Here is a 26408-nt window from a genome sequence, read left to right as displayed (position 1 = left end):
CTGCAATGTATCTTCAAGGCTCATCATGATTATAAAATGGGAATTTGAAAATATAAATTTTATTACAAAATGATATACTACTTCAAAATAGAGTTGCGTAGATTAAGGGAGAGTTTAATTTTCAGTTAAAGCATTGAAGTAGTTGTATATTTAAATTATTTAATACATACCAGTAAAAATTGCAAGATCTATGCATCAGGTATATGTAAAATTACAACAGCTTGATTATAAGCTTATCGCAATTGAATAGCGGAAAAAACTACTTCAACATAAAAACAAATATGGTAACTTTTGCTTTATAATTATATAATGAAATAGTATGCTATCATATCAAATCAAACTAAGATAACTAATATTGATATAAAAAGGAGAACTTAAAAAAACAATTCTACAATTATATAATTATGAAGGAAGTGATTTTCATGGATTTTAGGAAGGTTTTTAATAGTATTCCTGAGGAATTTGACAAATGGAGAACCCGTTATTGTGATGAAGTTTTCACTGACATTATACAATACTCAAAGCTTGATAATGAAAAAGCAACTCTTGAAATTGGTCCAGGCACTGGGCAGGCTACAGAGCCTATATTGAAGACAGGCTGTAATTATTTAGCCATTGAACTTGGGGAGAAGCTTGCGGAGTATACAAAAAATAAATTTAGCTGCTATGAGAATTTTCACCTTGTAAACGCTGACTTTGAAAGCTATGATTTTGGACATAATCAATTTGATTTGGTATATTCAGCAGCGACTATTCAATGGATACCAGAGGAAATTGCTTTTCCAAAAGTCTACCACATGCTAAAAAGTCATGGAACTTTTGCCATGATGTTTACTAAAACAGATGAAAAGAGTGCTAATGAGCTTTTATATATGAAGCTGCAGGAAGTTTACGATAAGTATTTTCATCCAGAAACAGATTATACCTGCCATATAGAGTACAATAATACTGAAAAATATGGTTTTACTGATATTGAATGCCGTAGTTATAACAAAACCAGAGAGCTTAATGCTGATGAATATGTAGCTTGGATAAGTACCCATGCTCCTCACATAACCCTAAAGGAGCCTTATAAATCAAGCTTTTATAAAGGAATTAGAGATGTAATCCTTAGTTTCGGTAACAAGATAACTCTAAAGGATACCATAGTTTTATATTTAGCAAGGAAACCATAACTATTTCACTGAACCTGAAGCTCACTCTTATTAAACGAAGTATGTACTTACTTTGCAGCACATAATAAAATAAATATGAGTTAGCAAGGAGGGATTTTCAATGAAAATTAAATGGTATGGACACTCATGTTTTATGATAACATCGGAAAATGGTACAAGAATACTGATAGATCCTTACAAAAATATGCTAGGATATAAATTGCCAGAAGAAATTGAAGCGGAAATAGTAGCAACCAGCCATGTACATGGAGATCATAATTATATACAAGCGGTTAAGGGCAGCTTTGTACACATAAATAAAACTGGTAGTTTTTTAGAACATGGCATAGAGATAAAAGGTGTGGAAACCTTTCATGATAAAGTGTCAGGAGCAAAAAGAGGTAAAAATATAGTATATAACTTTACAATAGACGGAATAAAGCTTTGTCATTGCGGAGATTTAGGTCATACGTTAAGTGATGATCTAGTAAAGGAAATAGGAGAGGTAGATATACTGCTTGTTCCTGTTGGGGGAGGCTTTACCATAGATGCTGCTGATGCAGTAAAGGTAATGCATAAATTAAATCCAACAGTGGTTATTCCAATGCACTACAGAACAAAAGCACTAGGCCCAATGGGGCTAGCATTTGCAAAAGTTGATAAATTCTTAGCAGCATCTGCTCTGCAAGTAAAAGAATACAAAGAACTGGAACTAAACAGCACCAATATTAGAGAATATTCAGGAATTGCCCTGATGAAGTACAACTAAGGGACACGGGGACGGAGCTTCTGTCCCGTATCTAAAGCAATTGTCGGAAAAATAGACAACCTACAGTTAAATTTTACTTCTAGTAATACTATGTATTAACTTTAAATAGTTTGGGGGTAATGAAAATGGAAGACGAAATTCTCAGGTTTTATCATGAGTTTAATGATGAAAGTGAACGTTTAGAATCAAACCCTGGTAGAGTGGAGTATATTACCACAATGACATATCTGAATAAAGCAATCCCTAAAAATAGTAGTATTTTGGATGCCTGTGCTGGCTCTGGCAAATATGCATTTGCACTTGCTAAAGAAGGGCACAGTATTGTGGCAGGAGACTTAATAGATGTTAATGTTAATATGATTCGTGAACAGCAGAAATACACTCCAGTGCTTAAAGATATTTATGAAGGCAGCATTTTAGATTTATCACGTTTTAAAGACGAAAGCTTTGATATTGTACTTAATTTTGGGTCTTACTATCATATATGTGAGGATGACAAACGGGAGAAGAGTATATCTGAAAGTTTGAGAGTGCTAAAGAAAGGCGGAATATACGCATTAGCATATATTAATAGGTATGCTAATTTTTTTGGGCATGCTGAAGAAATGTTGTTAAATTTCAATAGGTTTGAGTATTATATGCAGAAGGGACATTTAGAAAATTCTAATCTTTTTTATGCTTCATCGCCAGAAATGGTTGAAAATGAAATGAAGAAGTTTAATATTAATCAATTGTACAATATTGCTTCTGACGGACCATTGTTTTGCATGCGAGATACTCTTGAAAAAATGTCAGAAGATACTTTTGAAAGATATGTGAGGATGCATTTAAGTATGTGTGAAAACAGGACTACATTGGGCATCAGCGAGCATGGACTATATATAGGAAAGAAGTAGAAATAGATTTTTAATATTAAGAGTGAAGGGCTTTTGTCTTACTTTTATTTAAATAGAGATATAAAAAATTATGGAGTGATACATCGGTGGGATATGAATAAAAAGTATAAATTATTTGTCCAATCTTATTAAAGCATCGAATTAATGCCAACTTAATTTAATATGTTATTTTAACAGATTATAAATGATAAACTTTTGAATGAGGAGCCATATCTAAGGAGACAACATTTTGAGTTTATATCTATTTTTAAGATCTCTCTTATTTTTATAGGAAACTTGAAAATCTAAATTTTATTATAAAGTATTACATCGATTATAGATAGGAGACTATGCTATGGAAGTAAAAGCAATTTTAGCAAATGAACAAAATGCAAATATCATAAAAAATCTTTATCCATTATATTTGCATGATTTATCTGAGTTCTATGGAAATTTACCTAATGAGTATGGTATTTATGAGACTGAGCCTATAAAGACCTTAGCTGAGCAATATGATGTACAGGATACTTGGTTTCACAAGCCTGATGAACTGTTTCCTTTCATCATAATGGTAGACGGGAAACCAGCAGGGTTTGATTTAGTGTCCACTGGCAAATACGCACCTAAAGAGATGGATTATTACCTTTATGAGTTCTTTTTATTAAGACCTTATAGAGGAAAAGATATTGGTTCCATTGCAGCAAAGCAGGTGTTTGATAAGTTTAAAGGAAAGTGGGGACTACATGTAGCACCAAATGGCACAAACCCTAGAGCAGAAAGCTTTTGGAGAAAAACTATTAGAGCTTATACAAAGGATAATTTCAATGAAAAGCAGGGCGAAACTTTTGATGGATGTAGGCTAGTATTTACCTTTGAAAATAAAGATCTATAACTCTAACAATAGGCGGTCTTATGAAAGGCTGCCTATTTGTCTATAAGTAACTATTTTTCAAGAGCACATAAGTCTTGTCTCTCATACTTATTATGTCCTGCTGCCCCCTTTTTGAATTTCCAACATTTAATTGCTTCCTTTAAGGTTTTATCACTGTTGTCCTTGAAAAAGTCACGAATATATGTGTTGTATTCAAATTGATTATCTATAGGTGAGTTACCTTTATTATTCTTTTTAGCTTCCTGTATTTTATACCACTCATTTACTGCATCAGAATATGTTTTACCTGCACTGGTTTTTAGATATTTTTGAAAAGTAACATTAAAGGAAAAGTTATTGCCTATTACTGCTTTAAAAAAGGCTCTATGCTTTTCTGAACATACGAAATTTTCTTCAATAATGCTATCTAAAGATAGTTCATTCAAATTCACGTCAACATTTTTTCTTTTAACTATTGGGTTTATTAATTTTTCACCTGTTCTCAAAAAATGTTCTATTCTCTTACTTATATCCTGTTTTCCTCCAGTTTTAGAAAGTCCATTTTCTTTGCAAAATGAAATAAGTTCTTCTTTTAAGTAATAATATTGAAGAAAGGTGTCAGGATTTAGTTCTTTTGATAGCACTGGACGTTCACTCATATATGTCTCCTCTATTCATTATGTTTTAATTGTTGCAACAGCTGTAAGATAATATATGTAAAACTATTATAATTATAGCATAAATTTCAACCTTGAGGCCGAAGGTTTGTACTAATTGAAAAGTAGATTTTTTATTATAAAAACATGAATGTTTTTGGACAACAAAATTTATTGTAGCCACTTTATTACCCTATACAACATTAACACAGAAGAAAGTATTTTTATACCAGGCCCAGTGATAGTTACTTTTGGGGACAGAGGGACGGAGGTAGTGTCCTACTTTAGCAGGGACTAAGGCACGGAGAAAGTATTCTATGATACTAAGGAAGTATAAAGCATAGGATACCAATCATAGGCTAAAGAAAATAATAAACAATAAGAAATATAGTACGTGTGGACAAACTTACTGATTTTTTGCAAAGAAAACTTGGCAAATGTTGTTGACAAGAAAACTTGGCATGCTATAATAAAAGTACCAAGTTTACTTGGCAATGATGAGAGGTGGTTTATATATGAATAGAGATGAAATGTTGGCAAGAATAAAAAATAAAAAGGTATTAACTGATGAAAGAGAACAATATATTGAAAAATCAGCAAATGAAAATTCTTACTATACTGTAATAGTGGTATTTGCAATTTTGTCAATAATCCTTTTTATACAAAAGCTTATAACAGGCAAAGCCTTTGCAGATTATAGAGTATTCTCTTTAGCACTGTTACTGGCTATAATTGGCCAGAGCAGTACACTTTATTACTACAACCGCGAAAAGAAAGTGTATTTAGTATGTGTGGTTTTAGAAACTATTGGAGCAATTAGTTGTTTAGCATCGATTATTGGATCTGGCATGGGGTGGTTTTAATTGGTAAAGTCTAAAAAAGAGCAAACAGACGATTTAGTATTACGTAACAATTTGAAGGAAGTTAGGACAGAGCAAAAGTTGTCTCAATCTCAATTAGCTGAGATGGTAGGTGTATCTAGAAACACCATTAGTTCCATTGAGACAGGGCAATTTAACCCAACTGCCAAATTAGCACTTATTCTTTGTATTGCACTAGATAAGAAATTTGAGGATTTATTTTATTTTGATTAGGGACAGGGGACGGAGCTAGTGTTCCTAATGTATGCATAGATGTACCACTTAGCCATAAAATTTATATTTTGAAATTACTCTCTAATGATACCGAGGAGTTTTGAAAATAGATTTTGGATTGAAGTGGTACATCTTTGCTTAGAAAATAGATTGCAAAAAGGATTGATAATTTTGTAAGAACAGGCAACCTGAAATTTTAATAATTATCATAAAATTAAATAATGGTCTATAAAATTGATTGATAATTCATCAAGACGCTTTGAGTTTATGTTATGTACAAATCTAAATTTGTATCTCAGATTTTAATACAATTTATAGGAGGTTATGCTATGGTTTTAGAAACTAAAAGATTATTATTAAGAGAGATGACACAAGCAGATTTCACTGATCTTTGCAAGATCTTACAGGATGATGAGGTAATGTATGCTTATGAGGGACCATTTACCATTGACGAAGTTCAAGGATGGCTTGACAAACAAATTGGACGTTATAAAGAATTTGGGTTTGGTCTATGGGCGGTTGTTCTGAAAGAAACTGGCCTAATGATAGGGCAATGCGGGTTATCAATGCAAGATTACAACGATAATAAGGTACTGGAAGTGGGATATCTTCTTCAAAAAGAATACTGGCATCACGGATATGCAAGTGAGGCAGCAATTGCCTGTAAAGAATACGCTTTTGACAAGCTAAATGCAAAAGAAGTATGTTCTATTATCAGAGATACAAATATACCTTCACAAAACGTAGCAATACGAAATGGAATGACTTGCACAGGTAAGTTTATCAAGCATTACAGGGGAGTTGATGTGCCTCATTTTTTATTCTCCATTAGCAGGGACTAGGGCACAGAGCTGTTGTTCCTGTTATTTTAGAATAGGAGACAAAGGGTCGGAGATTACGTGGTAAAAATAGTATTATAGTTAAGTTGTATTTACAAATTGTGCTACAATTAAAAAAGTAGTAATTGATTAGCAGAATAAAAAGAGGTTTATAGATGAGGTAAAGAATGTACAATATAATTAAACAAGCTAATAATGGCTGGGAAATACATCAAGTGCCTGGAGTTAGTACTATTGCTCTTGTAAAGTACAATGCAAATCATCAAGATATAAATGTAATAATGGAGACTCTAAGACTTTTGTACAATGATAAAGTTGTAGAAGGTTCCATTGATATTAATATGGCTATGAGGGAGGAATATCTTCAGGGCCTATCAATAGAAGGATATGATTTTATAATTAATTTAGATTTTTGGGAGACTCTAATTTTTGATCCGAAACAAGAAGGTGGCAACTCATATGTGTTGAGACTTTTTGATAAATTAGCCATAGAAACTGATTAAACTAACAGATTGAGCTTAAGTGATACAAATGCTAATTCAACTGGGGGCATGTATCACTTCTAAGCTATTTTTAATTATAAGAGCAGTATAGTAGGGAATAAACTTCAAGTATTGATTTTCATATACCAGAAAATCCTCATAAGCAGTGATTTTGTAAATTTTAAATCAAGTTTCATCATAGAAATTATTTAGTAATGAGGGGGAAGTTACATGGTAGTTATAACAGGGCAAAGCATCGAGCAAATCGCCAAAAAGAGACAATTATATAAGTTGCTTCGTGAACAAATAAGTGATGAAGAGGAATGGGAAGTAGCGTGGAAGTATTGTAAAAAGACAGCAACATTTACCCATGCACCAGTTACAGTGAAAGAATATTTGCGAATGGAATCATTCGCAGAGGATGAAGCTCTTGTTTTTGCTATAGCAGCAATAATTGAAAAATGGGCTGTGCCAAATGAGAATCCAATTCTATCCGGTTTTGATGTCATAGGTTATTTTTACTCAATTGCATTGCTATCAGTAGCACAATACAATAGAGAAAATAATATAAAATTAATAAATAAGTTATGTGACAAGTTGATAGAAGAAAAAAATGAATATTGTAATTTACTTTTGAGAAACATGACTAGATTGAAGAAAGAGTATCCGGATTTGACTGCTTTGGAAGAGAAACTTAAAGCTTTTTTATTGAGGGAGGGATAAAATGCATTTAGGATCAATCTATTTAATAGTTAAGGATTTTTACAAGTCAATAAGGTTTTATGAAAAACTACTAGAGATGAATGTAACTGCAAAAAATATGGAACGGTTTGCTCAGTTTGAATTCGAAGGACATAACATATCTATAATGAACGGTTATTTTGACTACCTGAATCCTGAACTAACAACACGAAGTGGACAATATATAGAAAAGTTTGATAATCTTGTCGCTATTGCAGAGTCAGCAAATACCAATAAATTTGTATTAAATTTTTGGACTGAAGACTTAGAGAAAGAGCGTGTGAGAATTATAAATTTAAATATAAGCGATTTAGTCACCGATATTAAGTATGTGAATAATGTAATGCCATATTATTATTTTCAAGTGGAAGATCCAGATGGTAACGCCATAGAGATTACAGGTACATATGTACCCAAAATGAGTTGATATGGTCGAAAGCATTGCAGAATTGAGTTGAAGAAAAATAAATATGGATAAGTGATTGTATTTAATTTGCAAACCTAGGATATGAGAAACTTACCACTAATAACATAGACTTGAGGTGAAAAGGTATGGATAAATTTACAAAAGAACAACTAGAAAAGGCTCTAAAGGTTGTAGTTTCAACTATAAGTAATTGTGAAAAAATGCAACCCAAATTCGCAGAGGGAACGTCTCAACACACACTTCTGAAGAATAGGATAAAAGCAATGTACATTTCAAAGGCACTTATAACAGGTGAAAATGTTATGGAGCAATACACAAAGGAAGAATTAATACAAGCGTTAAGTCCAATAAGCTCAATAATCAGTAAATGTGAAAAAGCACAGCTAAAATTTGATGAGGGCACATCAAGTCATACTCGTTTAAACAACATAATAGAAGCAATGAATATCTCAAAAGCATTAATAACAGAGCTACTAGGGGACGGAGAGAATATCCCAAGAAGTTGAAGCTTTACTGATTTAATCCTCAATCTATGGTCAAAGCTCTTGTCAGATTTCCATCATGTACCTTAGAAAAGTCAGATGAGCAAAAAATTCACTGAAGAAAGTGGCTTCAGTGGAGGTGTACATCCGTAATATTATTTAATGAAAGTAAAATAAGTATCATAGAAAAAAGTTTACATAATATGCTGTAATAGTAAAAACACAACCATTACCAATATGATGTTGAAAGGAAGTTTCACTATGGGAGAGTTATCAAAACTACCTAATATAGGAGCGGAAGTTGAAAGACAGTTAAATGAAGTAGGCATTTTTACTTATGATGAATTAAAGGATATTGGTGCGGAAAAGGCATGGCTTAAAATACAAGAAATTGATGTTTCTGCGTGTATTCATAGATTGCTAGCGCTGGAAGGTGCAATTCATGGTATCAAGAAAACCGCTCTGTCACAGGAACGCAAAGCAGATTTAAAAGAATTTTATAATGCTCATAAGATTAAATAGCGAGCTTTTGAGAGGAAGAGGTTATATGGAGACAATAGTAATTAAGTTAAACCCTGAATTATTAGAAAATCCTGATTTAGACTTGCGCTATATTGTACCTGATAGAATTGAAGAATTATCAGATAAAAAGATAATAGATAATGGTTATGATTATTTAGAAGGAACCAATAATCCAATTGGTATTTGGATGAAAACAGAGTCGGCAGAACAGAATTATGCATTTATAATTGATATAATTAAGAAAGAAACCTTTGTAGAAAATGATTTGTCAAAAGCAGTGGAAATATATATTTCTAAAGCAGATTGCGATGAATTTGAGAATTGCAAAAAAGTTTATCCCTTATAAATAATTATATATAGGTCTAAGACTTCAACTATTAATTTATACATGCCCTATAGTAACAAAAAACTGGGATTGAGGAACTGGTATAAATTAAGCCATAGTACTATTTAACATAAATAATATGTTTGAAGTTTAAAGAGAAATAAGTTGTGTTTTAAAAATAGATATAAGAAGGTTGAGAGGAATATAATCCAATGGACAGTTCAAAATATGAAATTAAATTAAATCGATATCCTGAAGATATTATTGTGGAAGCCTGGGAGCGAGAAGATAAAACACAAAGCACAGTAACGCTTGACTCTACAGAATTAGATTTTTCCATAGAAGTAGATGGACATGAAAACATAAGTAATGACATAGTAGTAAGCTTTTTAAGGTATATTAAAGAAGCTGATAATATTGTACAAAAATTTTGTGAGAGCACATTTGAGCAGGGCAAATTTGATATTAGAAACTATATGGTGTCTCTTTCATGGATTACTTTTGAGAAAGATAAAGTAGTAATGGGGTATTGGGGCGAATTTGTAAATATAGAACTAAGAGCTATATTTTCAATAAAAGATGGTGTGTGGGAAAAGTTAGATATATATTATCAATAATTTTGTGATAGGATTGTAAGCATTTGGTGTATATGTCGCTTATAATAAATCCAAGAGCTGGTTTCTATATATTTCATATTCAATTGTTACCTATATATGTACTAGTCCAAGTAAATTTATTTAGTTAGATTACTAGCCAAAGAGATTTTTAAGGGATTTTACTGGTGAAAATATAATCTCTATAGCATAAGTTCCAAATTTAATCTGCGTATTCTAAATAAAGAAGGGTTGTTTTTAGATAACGATATTACCACCAATTTAGAAAAAACTACTTTATATAAATGGTTATTACAAAACTTAGTCACCTATACTTGCATAGCGGACAAGAAAAAGCAAAACTATATAATTAAACCTTTATTTTAAAACTCTGCTAAAACTCAGCAGGGTTTTTTAAGCTAATATAGAGGTACCACTTCATAATAAAATATTCTCTGCTCAGAGCTCAGAGAAGCCTTGAAAATGGATTTTGGCTTGAAATGGTACATCCCTAATAGATTTGATTAATACATGCATTATTTAATAGTGAAAATAGTAGTTCCTCATGATTTTTGCAATATTTCTAATCTAATAGCATAATTTAGAACCCTATATTGCAAAAGAAATAAGTTGTTTTTAGGACTCTAATCAATGGGACAAGAGCTCCGTCCATCTGTCCCTAGATTTAAGTTGCTGGGACAATAGTTCTGTCCCCTAGTCCCTATAGTCCCTGTATGATATAATACTAAATAAATATAAGTTATAGAATTTTGAGATAATTAAATTTACATACTAAATTCCAAGGATCGTAAGTCTAAGGAACTGAAGAAAAATAAAGGATTTGATGAAAATGAGAAAATTAGTGATTGGGATATTGGCCCATGTAGATGCTGGGAAGACGACCTTATCAGAGGCGTTGCTTTATATGAGCGGTAAGATAGGAAAACTAGGAAGAGTTGATAATAAAGATGCTTATTTAGATACTTATGAGCTGGAGAAGGAAAGGGGAATAACCATTTTTTCTAAGCAGGCGGTATTTGAAAACTCTGGTACTGAGATAATGCTTCTTGATACCCCTGGACATGTAGATTTTTCTGCGGAAATGGAGAGAACACTAAAGGTACTTGATTATGCTATTTTAGTTGTAAGCGGTGCCGATGGAATTCAGGGACACACAAAGACCTTATGGAGGCTTTTGGAACTATATAATATTCCAGTTTTTATATTTGTTAACAAGATGGATCAGTATGGGACTGATAAGACTAACTTAATGAAAGAACTTAAAAATCAATTAAGTGATGGGTGTATTGAATTCGATAAGGTTAAGACAGAAGCGTTTTACGATGAACTAGCTATGTGTGGAGAAAGCATGATGGAAGCATTTTTGGAAAATGGGCAAATTGAAGCTCCTCAGATAAAAAAAGCTGTTAGTGAAAGAAGGGTATTCCCTTGCATTTTTGGATCAGCCTTAAAGCTAACTGGTGTGGAGGAGCTTCTTCAGTGTACCGCTGAATATGTAAGCTTACCTTCGTATCCAAAGGACTTTGGAGCTAAAATATTTAAGGTGACAAGAGATGATCAAGGAAATCGTCTTACACATATGAAGATTACTGGTGGAAAATTAAAGGTAAGGGATATACTTAAGGGTAGTGACTGGGAAGAGAAGGTCAATCAGATTCGCATCTATTCTGGTCAGAAGTTTGAAGCTGTGAATGAAATAGAAGCAGGAGCAGTGTGTGCGGTGACAGGACTCAGTAAATCTATGCCAGGAGAAGGTCTTGGAATAGAAGAGGCATCAGGTGCTCCAATTTTAGAGCCAGTACTTTCTTATCAGATGATACTGCCAGAGGACTGCGATCCTAGAGTAATGATTCCGAAGCTTCGACAGATAGAGGAAGAAGACCCGGAGCTTCATATTGTGTGGGATGAGGAACTGCAGGAAATTCAGGTTAGAATCATGGGGGAAGTTCAGATTGAAATACTTCAGAGTTTGATAAAGAATCGTTTTGGAATTGATGTGACCTTTGATACTGGAGGTATAATATACAAAGAAACAATAAATAATGTTGTTGAAGGAGTGGGACACTTTGAGCCACTGAGGCATTATGCTGAGGTACATCTGCTATTAGAACCAGGTGAAATAGGAAGTGGGTTAAAGCTTCAAACCAAATGTAGTGAAGACATTCTTGGAGGAAGCTGGCAAAGACTAGTGTTGCATCATCTTGAAGAGAAGGTTCATAAGGGAGTACTAACAGGTTCAGAAATTACCGACATTGTGATTACTTTGGTTTCTGGTAGAGCACACAACAAGCACACAGAAGGTGGAGACTTTAGAGAAGCTACCTGGCGTGCTTTAAGACAAGGACTTATGGAAGCAGAGTCTGTGTTATTAGAACCTTATTATTCCTTTCAGCTAGAGCTGCCAGAAAAATTAGTGGGAAGAGCTATGACAGATATAGATAAAATGAATGGTACTTGTGAAGTATCTCATTCAGATAGTGAAAATGCAGTTATTGTGGGCAGTGCACCTGTAAGTAGCATGAGAAACTACCAAAAAGAGGTTGTTGCTTACACTAAAGGACATGGCAGGTTATTTCTAAATCTAAAGGGCTATGAGCCATGCAAAAATACTGATGAAGTGGTTAATCGTATTGGTTATGACCCAACAAGAGATATAGCTAATCCTACTAGCTCTGTATTCTGCGCACATGGCTCAGGTTTTGTTGTTGAATGGTATGAAGTAAAGGACTATATGCATTTAGAAAGCTATCTTAAGGAAAAGATAGCGGTATCAAATGAAGTGCCACAAAACCAAGTAACCTATACAGAAGAAAGATTTATAAGTACAGACGAGATTGATCAGATTATAAATAAAACCTTTTACTCTAACCAAGGAAAAAAATCAATCTGGAAAAGGGGCAGAACAGCATCTGAAAGCTACTATAAGCCATCAAACCTAGGGAGTGACAGCTGGCAAGAGACCATCAGAGAAGAGTACCTGCTTGTGGATGGATACAACATTATACACGCCTGGCCAGAACTGAAAGCTATGATAGATGACAATATGGATGGGGCCAGAATGAAATTGATTGATATCCTGAGCAATTATCAGGGTGTTAAGAAATGTCACATAATTTTAGTCTTTGATGCTTATAAGGTTCAAGGACATGTAGAAGAAATGATAGATTATCATAATATCCACGTGGTATATACTAGGGAAGCACAAACTGCAGACCAGTATATCGAAAAGTTTGCCCATGACAATAATGCAAAATACAATATCGTGGTTGCAACCTCCGATGGTTTGCAGCAAATGATTGTTCGAGGTAAAGGAAGTCTGCTATTATCTGCCAGAGAACTCAAGCTTGAAATTGAAGCAACTAACGCAGCTATGAAGCAGGAACAGCAGGTCATTGATAAAACTGAACGTAACTTTTTAGGTGATACATTATCCACCGAATCAAAGCGGAAAATGAAGGAACTTTTTAAAGAGGAAGAAGAACATTAAGATACTAAGTTAAGTTAACTGGGCCAAGTAATGGCTTGTAGAACGGCAAATAAGATCATTTTAATATATCAATAGCTAGAAGCATACGCCAATAAAGCTAAAAGCCTCTTTCAGTAGAGGCCTTCTTCTTTTCTATAGACAGAAGAAAGGAAATAAAATCTATGGGGAATACATTAGTTGTATATTATTCACTTTTCCAAAATACTAAGAAATTAGCGGAGGAAATATCAAAACAAACTGGAGGGAGTATAAGGGAATTAGTTACTGAAAAGCCATATTCCTTTGATTACAATACCGCTGCAAAAGAAGTAAGAAATGAAATTTCTAGAGGTTTCTGTCCTAAATTGATATCAGGCAATGAATCTATAGATGATTATGACACCATATTTATAGGATCGCCTAACTGGTTTAAAACAGTAGCACCACCAGTGATGAGTTTTCTTAGACATCATAATTTTGCAGGAAAAACTGTAATTCCATTTTGCACTCATGGAGGCGGTGGTTTTGGACAGATTGAAAAGGATATTGCTAAGGAGTGTGCAGAAGTTACAATACTTTCTGGCATTGCAGTAAATGGCATTGCTCAAGCGGAAGAGATTGCAAATTGGCTTAAGGCAATTGGGACGAAAAGCAATTGTGAAAACTAAACTTGAAAAGAGGGAAAAACTATGGAAAACAAACATAAAGAGATAGCAAAAGCTTTTCTTCAAGGTGTTATAACTGGCAATGTACGAGAAGTTTATGATTTTTATACATTGCCTAACTTCAAGCATCATAATGGCTTCTTTAAAGCTGATAGAGAATCACTTCTGCAAGCTATGATACAAAGTAATGAAATGTTTCCAAATAAAAAGCTGACTATAAAGCTTGTAGTTGCTGAGATGCCATACGTTACCTTGTTTTCTCATGTTAAGATTACAGAAGATAAAGAGGTAGCAGTTGTACATATGTACCGATTTGAAGGAGATAAAATAGCTGAGCTGTGGGATATATCTCAAGAGGTATCTCAAGATTCTCCTAATGAAAATAGTATGTTCTAATGAAAAATTTACATAAAAAGTTTGTAATGTTATAATATAGATAAAAAGGCTATTTCAAAGATAGGAAGTAAACATGAAGTTAGAAGAATTAGTTAATAATAGTTTTGATAAGCTAAATGAAAATGACGTTCATATATGGAAGTATATAAGCAATAATAGGCGACAATGTTGTACAATGTCTATTGACGAGTTAGCGAAGAAATGTAACATTTCAAGAACCACAATTTCAAGATTTACTCAGAAGCTATCTTTGGCAGGGTTCGGAGAGTTTAAGGTAAGGTTAAAATTAGAGCTTGATGAGGCTGATAATACTGAAGACAGTAGTGTAGAAGATGTTTATCAAGATTATTACAAAACAATAAAAGATATGAGAGAAAAAAATCTTTTTGAAATATGTAGTATGATCTATAATGCAAAACATCTTTTTGTTTATGGAACTGGGACTGTGCAAGTTGCTGCAGCAAATGAGCTTAAAAGACATTTTATAAATGTAAATAAATTTTTTGTTACCTTACATGGAGAGGCTGAAATGGATACGGTGTTAGAGACAGCTACAGATGAAGACTTAATTGTAATTATATCATTATCTGGTGAAAAAAAGTCTGCAGTAGAACATGCAAAAAAGATAAAGCTTAAGAATATACCTTCTATTTCTATTACAAAGCTATCAGACAACTCAATAGCTAGGTTATGTGATCAAAACTTATATATCATTACAAACCAGATAAAAATAAAAGATGTGGTTAACTTTGAAAATGTAGGACAGTACTTTATTCTGACTGAAATGTTATTTCTAAAATATGTTACATATTTAGCTCAATTAAAAAAGAGAGTGCAGTAATTATAACATTATAGATATGAATAGAAGTTGTAGGGTTTAATTACGGAAACTTAAGTTATGCAGCTTCAAACATCATGTACCGATGAACTTTAGCCATGTATAACTTAATAGTTAAAGTTGAAAAATTGCTGCAAAGCAGTTTTTTTATAAATGTTTTAAAAGCCTTGGATATAGGAAGCACGTAGTTTCTTAAGTCTATGGCTTTTTTGCTGTTTAGGAATTCACCATGAACGTTAAAGTCCCAACAAAGTATAATGAGAAACCCTTACTTTTTCCTGGGAATATCCAAAGAACACTAAAAGGCTCCAAAAGCATAATGTAAAGCCTTTCTTATTCATATTTAGCTATGAAGTCTTGAAGTTATTTAACCATACAATATTAAAAGTTTAGTAAAGTTCTATAACATATATCGTAAAAAAATACACTTGGCAGTAACATAACTAACAAGGATAGATAAAAGTTAAAAATATCTGTGAGGCTGCACAAATTATGTGAGAACAACTTAAAAATGTACATAAGAATTAAATGGCGTAAAGTCATTGAAAAGGTTTTTATCAATTGATACTATAAACTCATACAAGATATCTTGATATAAAGATGTATCAATTCTATTCAAAATCTATTTTCAAAAGTTTTAGTGTTTATAATAGTAGAACTTGAAAGTATAAATTTTATCATGAAGAGGTACATCCATAATTATTGATTTATAATTTTATTTTGAAAGGTATATCTATAAAAAATATTCAAAAAACATAGCAAGTCTTAAGACATTCTGTATTAAATAATCTAACCAATGATAACACATTAAAAAAAGCTCCAGCAAAATAATGTAGCAAATGAATCTAGCAAAACAACAACCCAACAAAAAGATGTAGCAACATAATTAAGGAAAAGATCTAAACAAAAGAACGCAGTAATAAGAAGCAGATGGAGAAGTAAATTCTTCATATATGTCAATGGTAATTGATAATAAATTTTGAGGAGGTCATAAATAATGATGCAAAAAATTCAGCGCTTTGGTGCTGCTATGTTTGTTCCAGTTTTATTCTTCGCTTTCTATGGTATGGTAGTGGGGTTCTCTATATTGTTTACCAATGCAGATATTATGGGGCCAATAGCAGCCAAAGGCACAGCATGGTACAGCTTTTGGTATGTAGTTCAACAAGGTGGGTGGACAGTATTTAATCAATTACCACTATTATTTGTAGTTGGGTTACCAATTGCATTAGCAAAAAAAGCACAAGCTCGAGCTTGCCTAGAAGCTTTATTGATATATTTGACCTTTAACTATTTTATTAATGCTATTCTTACTCTTTCAGGTTCAAGGTTTGGGGTTAATTTTGATTTAGCACCTGGGGTAACTAACGGGGTGTCTAGTGGACTAGCAATGATTGCAGGTATAAAGACTCTTGATACTGGAATGATAGGCGCAATCTTAATTGCAGGTATAGCTGTATACTTACATGGAAAGTTTTTTGAAAAGAGGTTACCAGCTTACTTAGGAATCTTTCAAGGGTCGGTTTTTGTGGCAATGATAGGATTTTTGATAATGCTTCCAACGGCTTTATTAATGTGTTTAGTTTGGCCAAAGGTTCAAGGGGGAATAGGAGCACTACAAGGGTTTTTAGCTTCCTCTGGTGTCATAGGAGTTTGGATATATACCTTCTTAGAACGTATTTTGATTCCAACAGGGTTGCATCACTTCATCTACGGACCATTTATTTTTGGACCAGCAGTAGTACCAGATGGTATTGCTTCCTACTGGCCAAAGCACTTATCAGACTTTGCAACAAGTGCACATTCTTTAAAGCAGATGTTCCCAGCTGGAGGTTTTGCACTTCATGGCTCTTCTAAGATATTTGGATGTGCAGGTATAGCTTTAGCTATTTATTCAACCTCTAAACCTGAAAAGAAAAAAGTTGTGGCTGGGTTACTTATACCTGCAACAATAACCGCTATTGTGGCTGGTATAACTGAACCACTTGAATTTACCTTCTTATTTATAGCACCAGCGTTATTTGCTGTACATGCTGTTCTAGCTGCAACCTTAGCAGCAACTGAGTATGCTTTTGGTGTAGTAGGTAATTTTGGAGGAGGATTAATAGACTGGTTTGCACAAAACTGGCTGCCATTATTTAAATATCACCCAGGTACTTATATAACTCAGATAATAATAGGTTTGTGTTTTACAGGAATATATTTCTTAGTATTTCGTTTCTTAATATTAAAGTTCAACTTCGCAACTCCAGGACGTGAGCCAGAGGACGAGGAGACAAAACTTTATACAAAAGCTGATTATAAAGCAAGAAAGGGTGCTGATGGAGAAACTAAGAAGGAATCAAAAAAAGAAAGTCAAGCTATGCAAATTCTAGAAGCCTTAGGGGGAAGTGAAAACATAGCTGATGTCACTAATTGTGCTACTAGATTACGTATAACTGTAAATGATGAAAACAAATTATCACCAGATAGTGTCTTTAAAAGTGCTGGAGCTCATGGGGTAGTGAGAAATGGAAAGGCTATTCAAGTAATAGTTGGATTGTCAGTCCCTCAGGTTAGAGAAGAGTTTGAAGCCTTGCTTATAAGATCATAGATCAATAATAAAATTTTAAATTAATATAGAAAAAATTAAAAGATTTGAGGAGGAAGAGATATGAAAAAATTCTCAGTGGTAATAGCAGGAGGAGGAAGTACTTTCACTCCTGGCATAGTATTAATGTTACTAGACAATCTAAATAAGTTTCCTATAAGAAAGCTTAAATTTTATGATAATGATAAAGATAGGCAAGCAACAGTAGCTGGAGCCTGCGAGATAATTTTAAAAGAAAAGGCACCTGAAATAGAGTTTTTAGCAACTACAGATCCAGAAGAAGCTTTTACTGATGTTGATTTTGTTATGGCACATATAAGAGTTGGTAAATACGCAATGCGTGAATTGGATGAAAAAATTCCATTAAAATATGGAGTTGTTGGACAAGAAACCTGTGGACCAGGAGGAATAGCTTATGGAATGAGATCTATAGGTGGAGTTATTGAAATTCTAGACTATATGGAAAAGTATTCACCCGGTGCATGGATGCTGAACTATTCTAATCCAGCTGCAATAGTGGCAGAGGCAACAAGAAAGCTAAGACCAGACTCAAAAATATTAAACATCTGTGATATGCCAATAGGTATAGAAACAAGAATGGCAGAGATACTAGGCTTACAATCAAGAAAAGAAATGACTGTTAAATATTATGGGCTTAACCATTTTGGATGGTGGACAGATATCCGCGACAAAGCTGGCAATGACTTAATGCCAAGGTTAAAGCAGCATGTTGCAAAGTATGGTTATGTAGCCGAAAAAGGAGATAATCAACATACTGATGCTAGTTGGAATGATACTTTTGTTAAAGCTAAGGATGTATATGCAGTAGATCCTAGTACACTACCTAATACTTATTTGAAATATTATTTGTTTCCTGATTACGTGGTTGAACACTCTAACAAAGAATATACAAGGGCAAATGAGGTAATGGATGGTCGTGAAAAGTTTGTATTTGGCGAATGCAGAAAGGTTATAGAAAATCAGTCTACAGAAGGTTGTAAGATGGAAATAGATGAACACGCTTCCTATATAGTGGATTTAGCAAGAGCTATTGCATATAACACCCACGAAAGAATGTTATTGATAGTACCTAACAATGGTTCAATCGAAAATTTCGATCACACAGGAATGGTTGAAATACCTTGCATAGTTGGCAGCAATGGCCCAGAACCATTAGCAATAGGAAAGATACCTCAATTTCAAAAGGGACTTATGGAACAACAAGTGTCTGTGGAAAAATTAGTAGTTGAAGCTTGGTCAGAACAATCCTATCAAAAACTATGGCAAGCTATAACACTTTCTAAGACTGTTCATAGTGCAAAAGTAGCTAAGCAAATATTAGATGAATTGATAGAAGTAAATAAAGATTACTGGCCAGAATTACATTAGCAAAAATTAAGAAAATAAGAACTAGTTGAAAAATATATTTGAATCTTAGGTGAATTGAGAATTAGAGCAGAGGTAATTTTCTTATCTGTTATACAACAGAGTAACACCTTCTAAGAATTTTTATTTACAATTTTATAAGTGATAAAGATATACTACTACAATACTTAAACTTAGACAATGTTTCCTCTGAAACTATGAAGCGTATATCATGTTTTTAAAAATAAGAGCAATTTGGGATGTCCAAATTGCTCTTATTTTTTCAGAAATTCACTATGAGGGCAGGCGATTCCACAAAATTGTATTAAAAACTTGCCTTTTTAGTAGAAAGTTATATTTAAGATAAATCTGCAGTTTCACTAACATAATCATTAGAATTGGTAACAGAATATAATGAATAGAAGAAGCCTTTCTTATCAATAAGCTCATCAAAGCTTCCTTGCTCTATAACTTCGCCTTTATTCATAACTATGATTTGATCGTAATTGGTCAATATATCAGCATATAATTTATGAGTGATGATTATTCTAGTTAAATCTTTTATTTTTAGGATAGCTTCTTCAACTTGGCGAGAAGTTTCATTATCCAAGGCAGCTGTAGCTTCATCCATTATAAGAATTGGAGTACCTCTTACTAGGCAACGAGCTATGGAAATACGTTGCTTTTCACCACCAGATAGATTAACTCCATTTTCACCACACTTATAATCTATTCCTTTGTCATCAATTAACTTAGATAGACCAGCACAGGATAGAGCATAGTCTATACTTTCTTTATCAAAGTTCCTAAAGAGAGTGATATTTTCAGCAATGCTGTTATTAAATACAAACACATTCTGTTGAATCATAGAAACCATATCATATAAGCTGTCCACCGAAACATCTCGCAATTCATTACCATCAATTTCGATAGCACCTTCATAGCTGTTGTGGTAACCAAGCAATAGATTTAGTAAGGTTGACTTACCGCTTCCACTGCTACCTACAATGGCATAGCTTTTGTTCTTTTCAAATTGGACATTGATGTTTTTCAGTGTTTGAGTATTTTCAGTGTATCCAAAGGAAACATTCTTATAAATAATTGAGTTGTTAAAGGATGGTAAGGGAATTGTTCCACTGGTAGTGTTAGAAGCTTCTGCAATAGTTTCAATCTTTTTAATTAGACCCTCCGCAGCTCTTCTGTTTGCTAGAGTAGGACCAATAGCGTTTATAGGACCTAAAACATAATTTAGCAGTTGAATGAAGGCTACAACAACTCCGACAGTAATTACTCCGGTTATTGCTAAGTACACACCTAAGCCAAAGATAGTTAGTTCAACAACAAGTCCTGCCAATGAGTTGAGGATTTCAATGTTATTTGTTACATCTCTACGTGTCTTCTTGGTTTGCTCTAGCTCATCATTTTTACTGACAAAAATACGAAAAATATCTTTATCAGCCTTAAAGCTCTTAATTACAGGAAAACCTGTCAATAGATCCTTAACAAGAGCTACAAAAGCTGCATTCTTATCTGATACTTTGACTTCTGCAGTTGTAAGTCTATTTCCGAAAATAGCATTTACTAAGATAGGAAGTGTGCTAGTAGCTAAAGTAACTAAAAGCATTTTCCAGTTATAGTAAGCCATAGCAGCAAGACCACCTATAAATAAGGAGCATTGTAGTACTAGATTTATATTGCCCACTAAATAGTTCTGTTCAATGGAAGTCAAATCATTACTGAAGGCTGAAATATAAGTGCTTGAAGCCTCCTTATTAAAGGAATTGATATTTTTGTCTAAGATTTTCTCAAAAACTTTATTTTTATATTGATTTAGAGCTCTTTTTATATAACGATTTAAAAACATTTTTCGCAATATGGATACGAAGACTGTTGATAACATGACAATTGCAGCAAGGGTCAAATCTCTCCAAAATTCTGTGATATCTCCTTTACGAGCTACATCAATTAATATCTCAAGTATAAAAGCGATTGCAACTTGAAGTGCTGCGTTTGCAATAACAACCAATATTGAGATGAAATAATTAAGATGATTATTTTTATAAAACTCCTTTTTATAGTTTACCCCCGTCTCTGCCATAACTAAAACCCCTTCCTAAATTCTGATGATAAAATTACTTCCGGATTCCGATTGGTCAATATTGTTTGCGTCAGTAAGAAAATTATTTATCATATCAGTATCAATTGAATTTACAGTGAAACCAGTGATATGAAAAGCAGAAAAAATGACCTTCATAACTGCGGTGCATTTATCAAATTCAATATATAGTGATACATCATTTTCAAATTGATCTATATGCAGGATAGATTTGAAATTTCCGAACTGTTCTTCAACTGTTTCTCGAAAGTTTTTTAAAAGATCTATTGTAAAAACTTTACATACAGCTGGTTGAAAGTGCTGGTGAAGTTTATCCCACTTTCTCTCTAAGAAGCATTTTGAAAAACTTAAAGCTTTCTCTTTAAGAGTATTTTTCCCTTCATCAATCGCAACTTTAGATGAGAAAATATCATTTCCCTCATTTAGTAGCAACATCATGTCTTGCAATCTTTTTATTTGAAGTTTTTTTAATTCAATCTGAGTTTGAATGAGAAGTTTTCTTGATTCTACCACTTCTTTTATATCTTGCTTATCATAGTATAGTTCACAAATCTCACTGATACTAAAGCCTAGATTTTTTAGAAATATTACATTTCCGATTTTTTTAGCTTCTTCCTTAGAATATTTCCTCGGCATCCGAGCCTTCTCCTGGATACTTTGAATAAGGCCTTTTTCCTCATAAAATCTAAGTGTTCTAGTTGTAATCTGATACTGGTCGCAAATTTCACTTATTGTATACATATGTTCCATAATATTCCTCCTGAATCTATTTCCAATTATATCAATTTACGTTACGTCAATGTCAATAGTTATTGAATTATTTTTATATTTTAGGAATAATATACAATTATGATATGTAACCTAGAGATTCATGTTGAAATTACCAACTATATCTAACAACATTTATTAAATACATAGGCTTCTATTTCTTTTGCTAATTTGCTTTTTCGTAAGCTTCTTGTTTTTATTTGGGTAAATAGAACTCTTACATCAGGGTATGATAGCCTAACTAGAAAATAATTAATGAATTCTATAAGGGCAAATAGTATTATAAATGTTCCACAAAAGTAATACATAAATGGAACACAAAACAAAAGTATTGACCTTAGTGTAAGGTTAAGGTCTATAATTATCCTATATGTAGATATAGAAAAAATAGCAAATCACAGGAGTTGTTTATTTTGTTTACAATAGGGGATATATCAAGAATAGTAAATATTTCTGCTAATACCTTAAGGTATTATGATGAAATTGGACTTTTTAAGCCATGCTTAGTGCAGTCAAGTAATCAGTACAGATATTATTCAGATTCACAAATTAAAGAACTTGCTTTTATTTTGGAACTTAAGCAATATGGTTGTTCTTTAGATGAAATAAAATTATTCTTAAAGGACAACAGCAATGAGAGGCTAAAAACTATTTTAGAAGAAAAACGTATTCAGTTGCGAAGTGAGATAATAAAGCTCGAGGAACAGTACGGATTATTGAAAAAGAGAATTGATAAAATTGATCAGCTCGATGGGACAAAGAGCAAAGGATGCAGGGTTCTTATTATCGATGACTTGGAACTAGCAAGAAAAGTAATAAGAAATATTGTTGAAGAGTATGGATATATGGTAGTTGGAGAGGCCTCTAATGGAGAGGAAGCGGTTGCGGCTTATGAGCTATTAAAGCCAGAACTTGTCATAATGGATGTAGTAATGCCTAAGATGGATGGTATTGATGCAACAGTACATATTATGCAGAAAGATGAAAATGCTAGAGTAATTATCTGTTCTGCAATGAGCCAAGGTCAAGTTATATTAGAAAGTATAAAAGCTGGTGCTAAAGATTTTATTTCAAAACCAATATCAAGCACAAGACTCATAAAAGCTTTGGAAAGAGGTTTAAATCATAAGAATAGCGTCAACATAGAAAAAATTAATAATTCCCTAAACATTATTGAACTTAAGTTTAAGGAGAAAACACCTACAATTGTATTGAAGCAAGAAGAAATTGACTTTCTTATATTCAATAAAGAAAATGATCAAGAAGAAGTGATTAATAAAATATTTAGTAAAGGCCAGGGTCTAGGTGGAAATGTAGAAGAGAATTTTATAGCACCTCCACTTCCTGTAGAATTAAATGCATTAACCAATTTAAAAGATAAATTCTCTGAACTATCACAAGAATTCTCAATTTATTTAGCCAATAAGTTAAATAATAAATGTTCAGTAAAACAGCTGACCGTTGAGAATATTACCATAAGTGAAATTAGAAAGTTGTTAACATCAGGCATGTATACAGGCATGATTAAAAATAATATTGCTAGTTTACCGATTATGCTTACAATATCAGAGGGAGAGCTAAATAATAAGGAAATCATCGAAGGATTACTTAACTTAACTGACAGAGGTTTTAAAAAGATAAATCAATATTTTGATAGTATGGATATGGTAATATCTCCAGTAGGTCAAAAGATGTTTAATGAAAGTGATTCAGTAATATTAGTTTCTTTTAGCATTGACTGTACTGATAAAGATGAAGACTTTATTATGCTAACCATACCTCATGATTTTTTGGAGTATTTATAAGAACAGAGAGCAGATATATGGGAACTGCTCAAAATTAAAAACCATTTATAAAGAGTCTACATAAAATGAAGAAGATGCTGCTCTTGTTATGGAAAGCATCTTTTTGTTTTTAAATTTCAAAGAATTTTTTAATTAGTATTGTCATATGGGACAAGTGATTTCTATATGATTTCCCTCGCTATCAGTAAATTCTAATACTCTATTTTCACCTATAGTTGTTAATTGAAAAACAATTTGACAATTTAAATCCTTCAATTTTTTCTGGATTAAATCAATATCATTTACAGCAAAACTCGGTAAGCAATTATTTCCCCATACTTTTGATTCATTCATTTTTTGATTTGCAAATAAGCCATATCTAAAGCCATTAATAACAAAAACACTATATACTTCATCTCTTTCAGTAACCTCTTGTCCAAATAATTTTTCATAGAAATTAATTGCTCTTTGCATATCATTTACACATATGTATAATGAGTCTATCTTAAATGCTAAATTCATAAAATCTCCTTCTTTCTAAAAATATAATTTAATCTATAGTGCATTTAGAGACTTGTATAAATTATATCAATCAATATGCGACAACAGCATGTCATTTTTTAAAATCCAATTACATATATCAAATAAAAAGTTCAGTGAAGAAGGTCCAAATTAACAAATTTTTTTACGCAATGTACTAATGGTATCAATAATAAATAAAATACTAAAGCAGATAACATAAAGTATTCTTAATGCTATATAAGTCACGAAGCCGCTTAATTCACCAGCAAAAATTTGTAGTTGAAATAGTCCATTTATCTGTGCAAGAAAAAAACGATTTTGCAAAGCAATAGGCTTAATCTTTTCTCCAAATTTGAGAATAAAAACATACATATTATTTTTCTTTCTCTAAAACAATTGTGTCCACACCAGCTTCTTCAATCTTTATCAATTCATCTTCTAAGGCATCCCAGTCAGTTATTAAGGTATCAAATTTATTTACGTCACAAACCTTTATGAAGGCTTTAAAACCAATCTTTTGGCTAGGCATTAGAAGAATGTTTTTTCTGGTATTTTCAATTACAGCCCTTTGAAAGGTAGCCGTTTCATCAGTACCATTTGATAGTCCAAAGGTAGCATCAACTCCACCAGCAGATATAAGACTTATATCAAAATGCATGTTTTTAACAAAGGCAGTAGCAAAGCTATCTACAAGAGAAGTTGTACCATGTTGACGCATTTTCCCACCAACAATGTACACAGTGACATTATCCCAATACTTCAATTCTTCAGCAAGAGTTACAGAATTAACAACCAAGGTGTAGTGAATATCTCTAGGTAAATATTTTAACATGATGAAGCCTATAGAGGCACTTGTAAGGTAAACTATATCATTTTCTTTAACAAATTCTGCACCCTTTTTTGCTATAGCAGCATAGTTATCATATACCTCCATATTTTTCATATCTCTTACTCTAGGAGGCATAAGACCAACTTGCATGAGAGGTATAGCTCCTCCATGGGTTCTCTTCAGCAATGATTTTTCCTCAAGGATTCTCAGATCTCTTCTAGCAGAATCCACCGAGATATTAAAAAGCTGCTGTATTTCTCCAATGGATATTCTTCCTTTTTCATTAACAATTTTCAATATTTCTTCATGGCGCTCTTCAATAAACATTCAATATCACTCCTAATTAATATATTTGTAAGCAAAAATGGAATTATTAATGCATTCATGTTTATTAATAGTATATAATGAATATTAATGGTTTGCAACCATAAAATGTAAAAATGATTAAATAACGTTAATAAAATGGAAAAAACATATTAACGGTTATTAATGATATATATATTCATACTAAAATTTATATCTTCAAATTCACATCTCAGAACCAAAAAATCTTTGAAATTATATTTAGGATTAAAGTGCTACATCTTTATAGGGTTACATCACGAAAACTTAAGTTATGCATGTTAGAATGTCACGAGTTTTGGAAATTATATGATACTGGCTTTTGGAGATCATCAAGCATGCATAACTTAACAGTTAAGTTAGAAATTCTATAATTACTGTTTAGTTATGATTGGTTTTCCTTCAGAGTCTAATAAGACTGTCAATCCACCAGAAGTTCCATTACTAATATATAGATAATTCACTCCTGTTTCCTTATCAATGATTATGCTATAGCTTTGTAGAACCCCCTGAGTAGATATAGCCTCAAATCTTTTATCTTCCTTCATAAGCTCACCCCTTATATTCAAAATACTGTTATCAATTCATAATTTATGATTAACCATAAAAATTAAGAACGTAGTTCTAAGAGTTTTATTATTGGTTAACCACAAACAGTCATGGCAAAGACCTTAGAAAATTTACTATTATAATAGAAACATAGGAAAATAAAGTCTTTAGAGAATATAATGAAAGAACTTTCCTTATTGTAGTAGGTAAAACCCAAAAATCAGGGCTTTCCAAAGTACTACGAAAAAGAGTCTCTCTATTCTGAGAAAATTTAATAACTACTGCTATAAAGGGTAATTTATAATATTTGCATTACTGTGGCTGGTT

General features: G+C 32.6%; 27 protein-coding genes. 21 read left to right on the top strand and 6 right to left on the bottom strand.

Annotation, left to right across the window (positions count from 1 at the left end; genetic code table 11):
* Positions 1-422 precede the first annotated feature (422 nt).
* The 4 genes from GXK57_RS20640 (at position 423) to GXK57_RS20625 (ending at position 3690) form a co-directional block, all read left to right on the top strand.
* On the top strand, positions 423-1175 hold the full coding sequence (locus GXK57_RS20640; protein ID WP_160679916.1) for a methyltransferase domain-containing protein: 753 nt from the start codon (positions 423-425) through the stop codon (positions 1173-1175).
* A gap of 100 nt (positions 1176-1275) precedes the next feature.
* Positions 1276-1923, top strand: coding sequence for an MBL fold metallo-hydrolase (locus tag GXK57_RS20635; RefSeq protein WP_160679915.1), 648 nt, complete (start codon positions 1276-1278; stop codon positions 1921-1923).
* A 125-nt stretch (positions 1924-2048) separates the two neighbouring features.
* The gene (locus tag GXK57_RS20630) at positions 2049-2819 is read left to right on the top strand and encodes a class I SAM-dependent methyltransferase (RefSeq protein ID WP_160679914.1); all 771 of its coding nucleotides are present in this window, start codon (positions 2049-2051) and stop codon (positions 2817-2819) included.
* A gap of 334 nt (positions 2820-3153) precedes the next feature.
* Complete coding sequence (locus tag GXK57_RS20625; RefSeq protein ID WP_160679913.1) at positions 3154-3690, top strand: GNAT family N-acetyltransferase; 537 nt, start codon at positions 3154-3156, stop codon at positions 3688-3690.
* 50 nt (positions 3691-3740) lie between these two features.
* On the opposite strand, the gene GXK57_RS20620 is transcribed toward GXK57_RS20625, so the two are convergent.
* Complete coding sequence (locus GXK57_RS20620; RefSeq protein ID WP_160679912.1) at positions 3741-4328, bottom strand: DUF6434 domain-containing protein; 588 nt, start codon at positions 4326-4328, stop codon at positions 3741-3743.
* Between the two features lie 512 nt (positions 4329-4840).
* On the opposite strand from GXK57_RS20620, the gene GXK57_RS20615 reads away from it, so the two are divergent.
* The 16 genes from GXK57_RS20615 to GXK57_RS20540 all read left to right on the top strand — a co-directional run bounded on the left by GXK57_RS20615 (position 4841) and on the right by GXK57_RS20540 (position 19195).
* Complete coding sequence (locus GXK57_RS20615; protein ID WP_160679911.1) at positions 4841-5188, top strand: DUF6442 family protein; 348 nt, start codon at positions 4841-4843, stop codon at positions 5186-5188.
* Positions 5189-5419: a helix-turn-helix transcriptional regulator gene (locus tag GXK57_RS20610; RefSeq protein WP_160679910.1), complete on the top strand. Its 231-nt coding sequence runs from the start codon at positions 5189-5191 to the stop codon at positions 5417-5419.
* 329 nt (positions 5420-5748) lie between these two features.
* On the top strand, positions 5749-6261 hold the full coding sequence (locus GXK57_RS20605) for a GNAT family N-acetyltransferase (protein ID WP_160679944.1): 513 nt from the start codon (positions 5749-5751) through the stop codon (positions 6259-6261).
* A gap of 164 nt (positions 6262-6425) precedes the next feature.
* On the top strand, positions 6426-6761 hold the full coding sequence (locus tag GXK57_RS20600) for a hypothetical protein (RefSeq protein WP_160679909.1): 336 nt from the start codon (positions 6426-6428) through the stop codon (positions 6759-6761).
* A gap of 210 nt (positions 6762-6971) precedes the next feature.
* Positions 6972-7463: a hypothetical protein gene (locus tag GXK57_RS20595; protein ID WP_160679908.1), complete on the top strand. Its 492-nt coding sequence runs from the start codon at positions 6972-6974 to the stop codon at positions 7461-7463.
* A gap of 1 nt (position 7464) precedes the next feature.
* Positions 7465-7908, top strand: a complete 444-nt coding sequence (locus GXK57_RS20590; RefSeq protein ID WP_160679907.1) for a VOC family protein — start codon at positions 7465-7467, stop codon at positions 7906-7908.
* Between the two features lie 125 nt (positions 7909-8033).
* Complete coding sequence (locus tag GXK57_RS20585; protein WP_160679906.1) at positions 8034-8414, top strand: hypothetical protein; 381 nt, start codon at positions 8034-8036, stop codon at positions 8412-8414.
* A 237-nt stretch (positions 8415-8651) separates the two neighbouring features.
* Entirely contained in the window at positions 8652-8912 is a 261-nt protein-coding gene (locus tag GXK57_RS20580; protein WP_160679905.1) for a TfoX/Sxy family protein, read from the top strand.
* Positions 8913-8937: 25 nt separating this feature from the next.
* A complete protein-coding gene (locus GXK57_RS20575) occupies positions 8938-9258 on the top strand; it encodes a hypothetical protein (protein ID WP_160679904.1) in 321 nt (106 codons plus the stop codon).
* 191 nt (positions 9259-9449) lie between these two features.
* A complete protein-coding gene (locus tag GXK57_RS20570; RefSeq protein ID WP_160679903.1) occupies positions 9450-9854 on the top strand; it encodes a hypothetical protein in 405 nt (134 codons plus the stop codon).
* Positions 9855-10680: 826 nt separating this feature from the next.
* Positions 10681-13338, top strand: a complete 2658-nt coding sequence (locus tag GXK57_RS20565) for a TetM/TetW/TetO/TetS family tetracycline resistance ribosomal protection protein (RefSeq protein WP_160679902.1) — start codon at positions 10681-10683, stop codon at positions 13336-13338.
* Positions 13339-13499: 161 nt separating this feature from the next.
* Positions 13500-13985 carry a flavodoxin gene (locus GXK57_RS20560; RefSeq protein WP_160679901.1) on the top strand — a complete coding sequence of 162 codons (486 nt, stop codon included), beginning with the start codon at positions 13500-13502 and terminating at the stop codon, positions 13983-13985.
* A gap of 21 nt (positions 13986-14006) precedes the next feature.
* On the top strand, positions 14007-14378 hold the full coding sequence (locus GXK57_RS20555) for an ester cyclase (protein ID WP_160679900.1): 372 nt from the start codon (positions 14007-14009) through the stop codon (positions 14376-14378).
* Between the two features lie 73 nt (positions 14379-14451).
* Positions 14452-15219 carry a MurR/RpiR family transcriptional regulator gene (locus GXK57_RS20550; RefSeq protein WP_160679899.1) on the top strand — a complete coding sequence of 256 codons (768 nt, stop codon included), beginning with the start codon at positions 14452-14454 and terminating at the stop codon, positions 15217-15219.
* 994 nt (positions 15220-16213) lie between these two features.
* Entirely contained in the window at positions 16214-17809 is a 1596-nt protein-coding gene (locus GXK57_RS20545; protein ID WP_160679898.1) for an alpha-glucoside-specific PTS transporter subunit IIBC, read from the top strand.
* 60 nt (positions 17810-17869) lie between these two features.
* Positions 17870-19195, top strand: coding sequence for a 6-phospho-alpha-glucosidase (locus GXK57_RS20540; RefSeq protein ID WP_160679897.1), 1326 nt, complete (start codon positions 17870-17872; stop codon positions 19193-19195).
* Positions 19196-19529: 334 nt separating this feature from the next.
* Here the strand turns inward: GXK57_RS20540 and GXK57_RS20535 are convergent, their stop codons facing one another.
* Together GXK57_RS20535 and GXK57_RS20530 are read right to left on the bottom strand one after the other, a co-directional pair.
* Positions 19530-21269, bottom strand: a complete 1740-nt coding sequence (locus tag GXK57_RS20535; protein ID WP_160679896.1) for an ABC transporter ATP-binding protein — start codon at positions 21267-21269, stop codon at positions 19530-19532.
* A 15-nt stretch (positions 21270-21284) separates the two neighbouring features.
* The gene (locus GXK57_RS20530) at positions 21285-22037 is read right to left on the bottom strand and encodes a MerR family transcriptional regulator (protein ID WP_160679895.1); all 753 of its coding nucleotides are present in this window, start codon (positions 22035-22037) and stop codon (positions 21285-21287) included.
* Between the two features lie 431 nt (positions 22038-22468).
* Here GXK57_RS20530 and GXK57_RS20525 point away from each other — a divergent pair, with 431 nt between their 5' ends.
* Positions 22469-23860: a response regulator gene (locus GXK57_RS20525; protein ID WP_160679894.1), complete on the top strand. Its 1392-nt coding sequence runs from the start codon at positions 22469-22471 to the stop codon at positions 23858-23860.
* 141 nt (positions 23861-24001) lie between these two features.
* On the opposite strand, the gene GXK57_RS20520 is transcribed toward GXK57_RS20525, so the two are convergent.
* The 3 genes from GXK57_RS20520 to GXK57_RS20510 form a co-directional block, all read right to left on the bottom strand.
* A complete protein-coding gene (locus GXK57_RS20520; protein WP_160679893.1) occupies positions 24002-24361 on the bottom strand; it encodes a VOC family protein in 360 nt (119 codons plus the stop codon).
* Positions 24362-24734: 373 nt separating this feature from the next.
* Positions 24735-25517 carry a DeoR/GlpR family DNA-binding transcription regulator gene (locus GXK57_RS20515; protein WP_160679892.1) on the bottom strand — a complete coding sequence of 261 codons (783 nt, stop codon included), beginning with the start codon at positions 25515-25517 and terminating at the stop codon, positions 24735-24737.
* Between the two features lie 389 nt (positions 25518-25906).
* Positions 25907-26080 carry a DUF6440 family protein gene (locus tag GXK57_RS20510; protein WP_160679891.1) on the bottom strand — a complete coding sequence of 58 codons (174 nt, stop codon included), beginning with the start codon at positions 26078-26080 and terminating at the stop codon, positions 25907-25909.
* Positions 26081-26408 lie beyond the last annotated feature (328 nt).

It is taken from the genome of Clostridium sp. C8-1-8, from assembly GCF_009928445.1.
In the GTDB taxonomy this organism is placed as follows: Bacteria; Bacillota; Clostridia; order Clostridiales; family Clostridiaceae; genus Clostridium_AR.
Note: the sequence above shows the minus strand (reverse complement) of the source record. Positions and strands in the feature narration are given on the sequence as shown.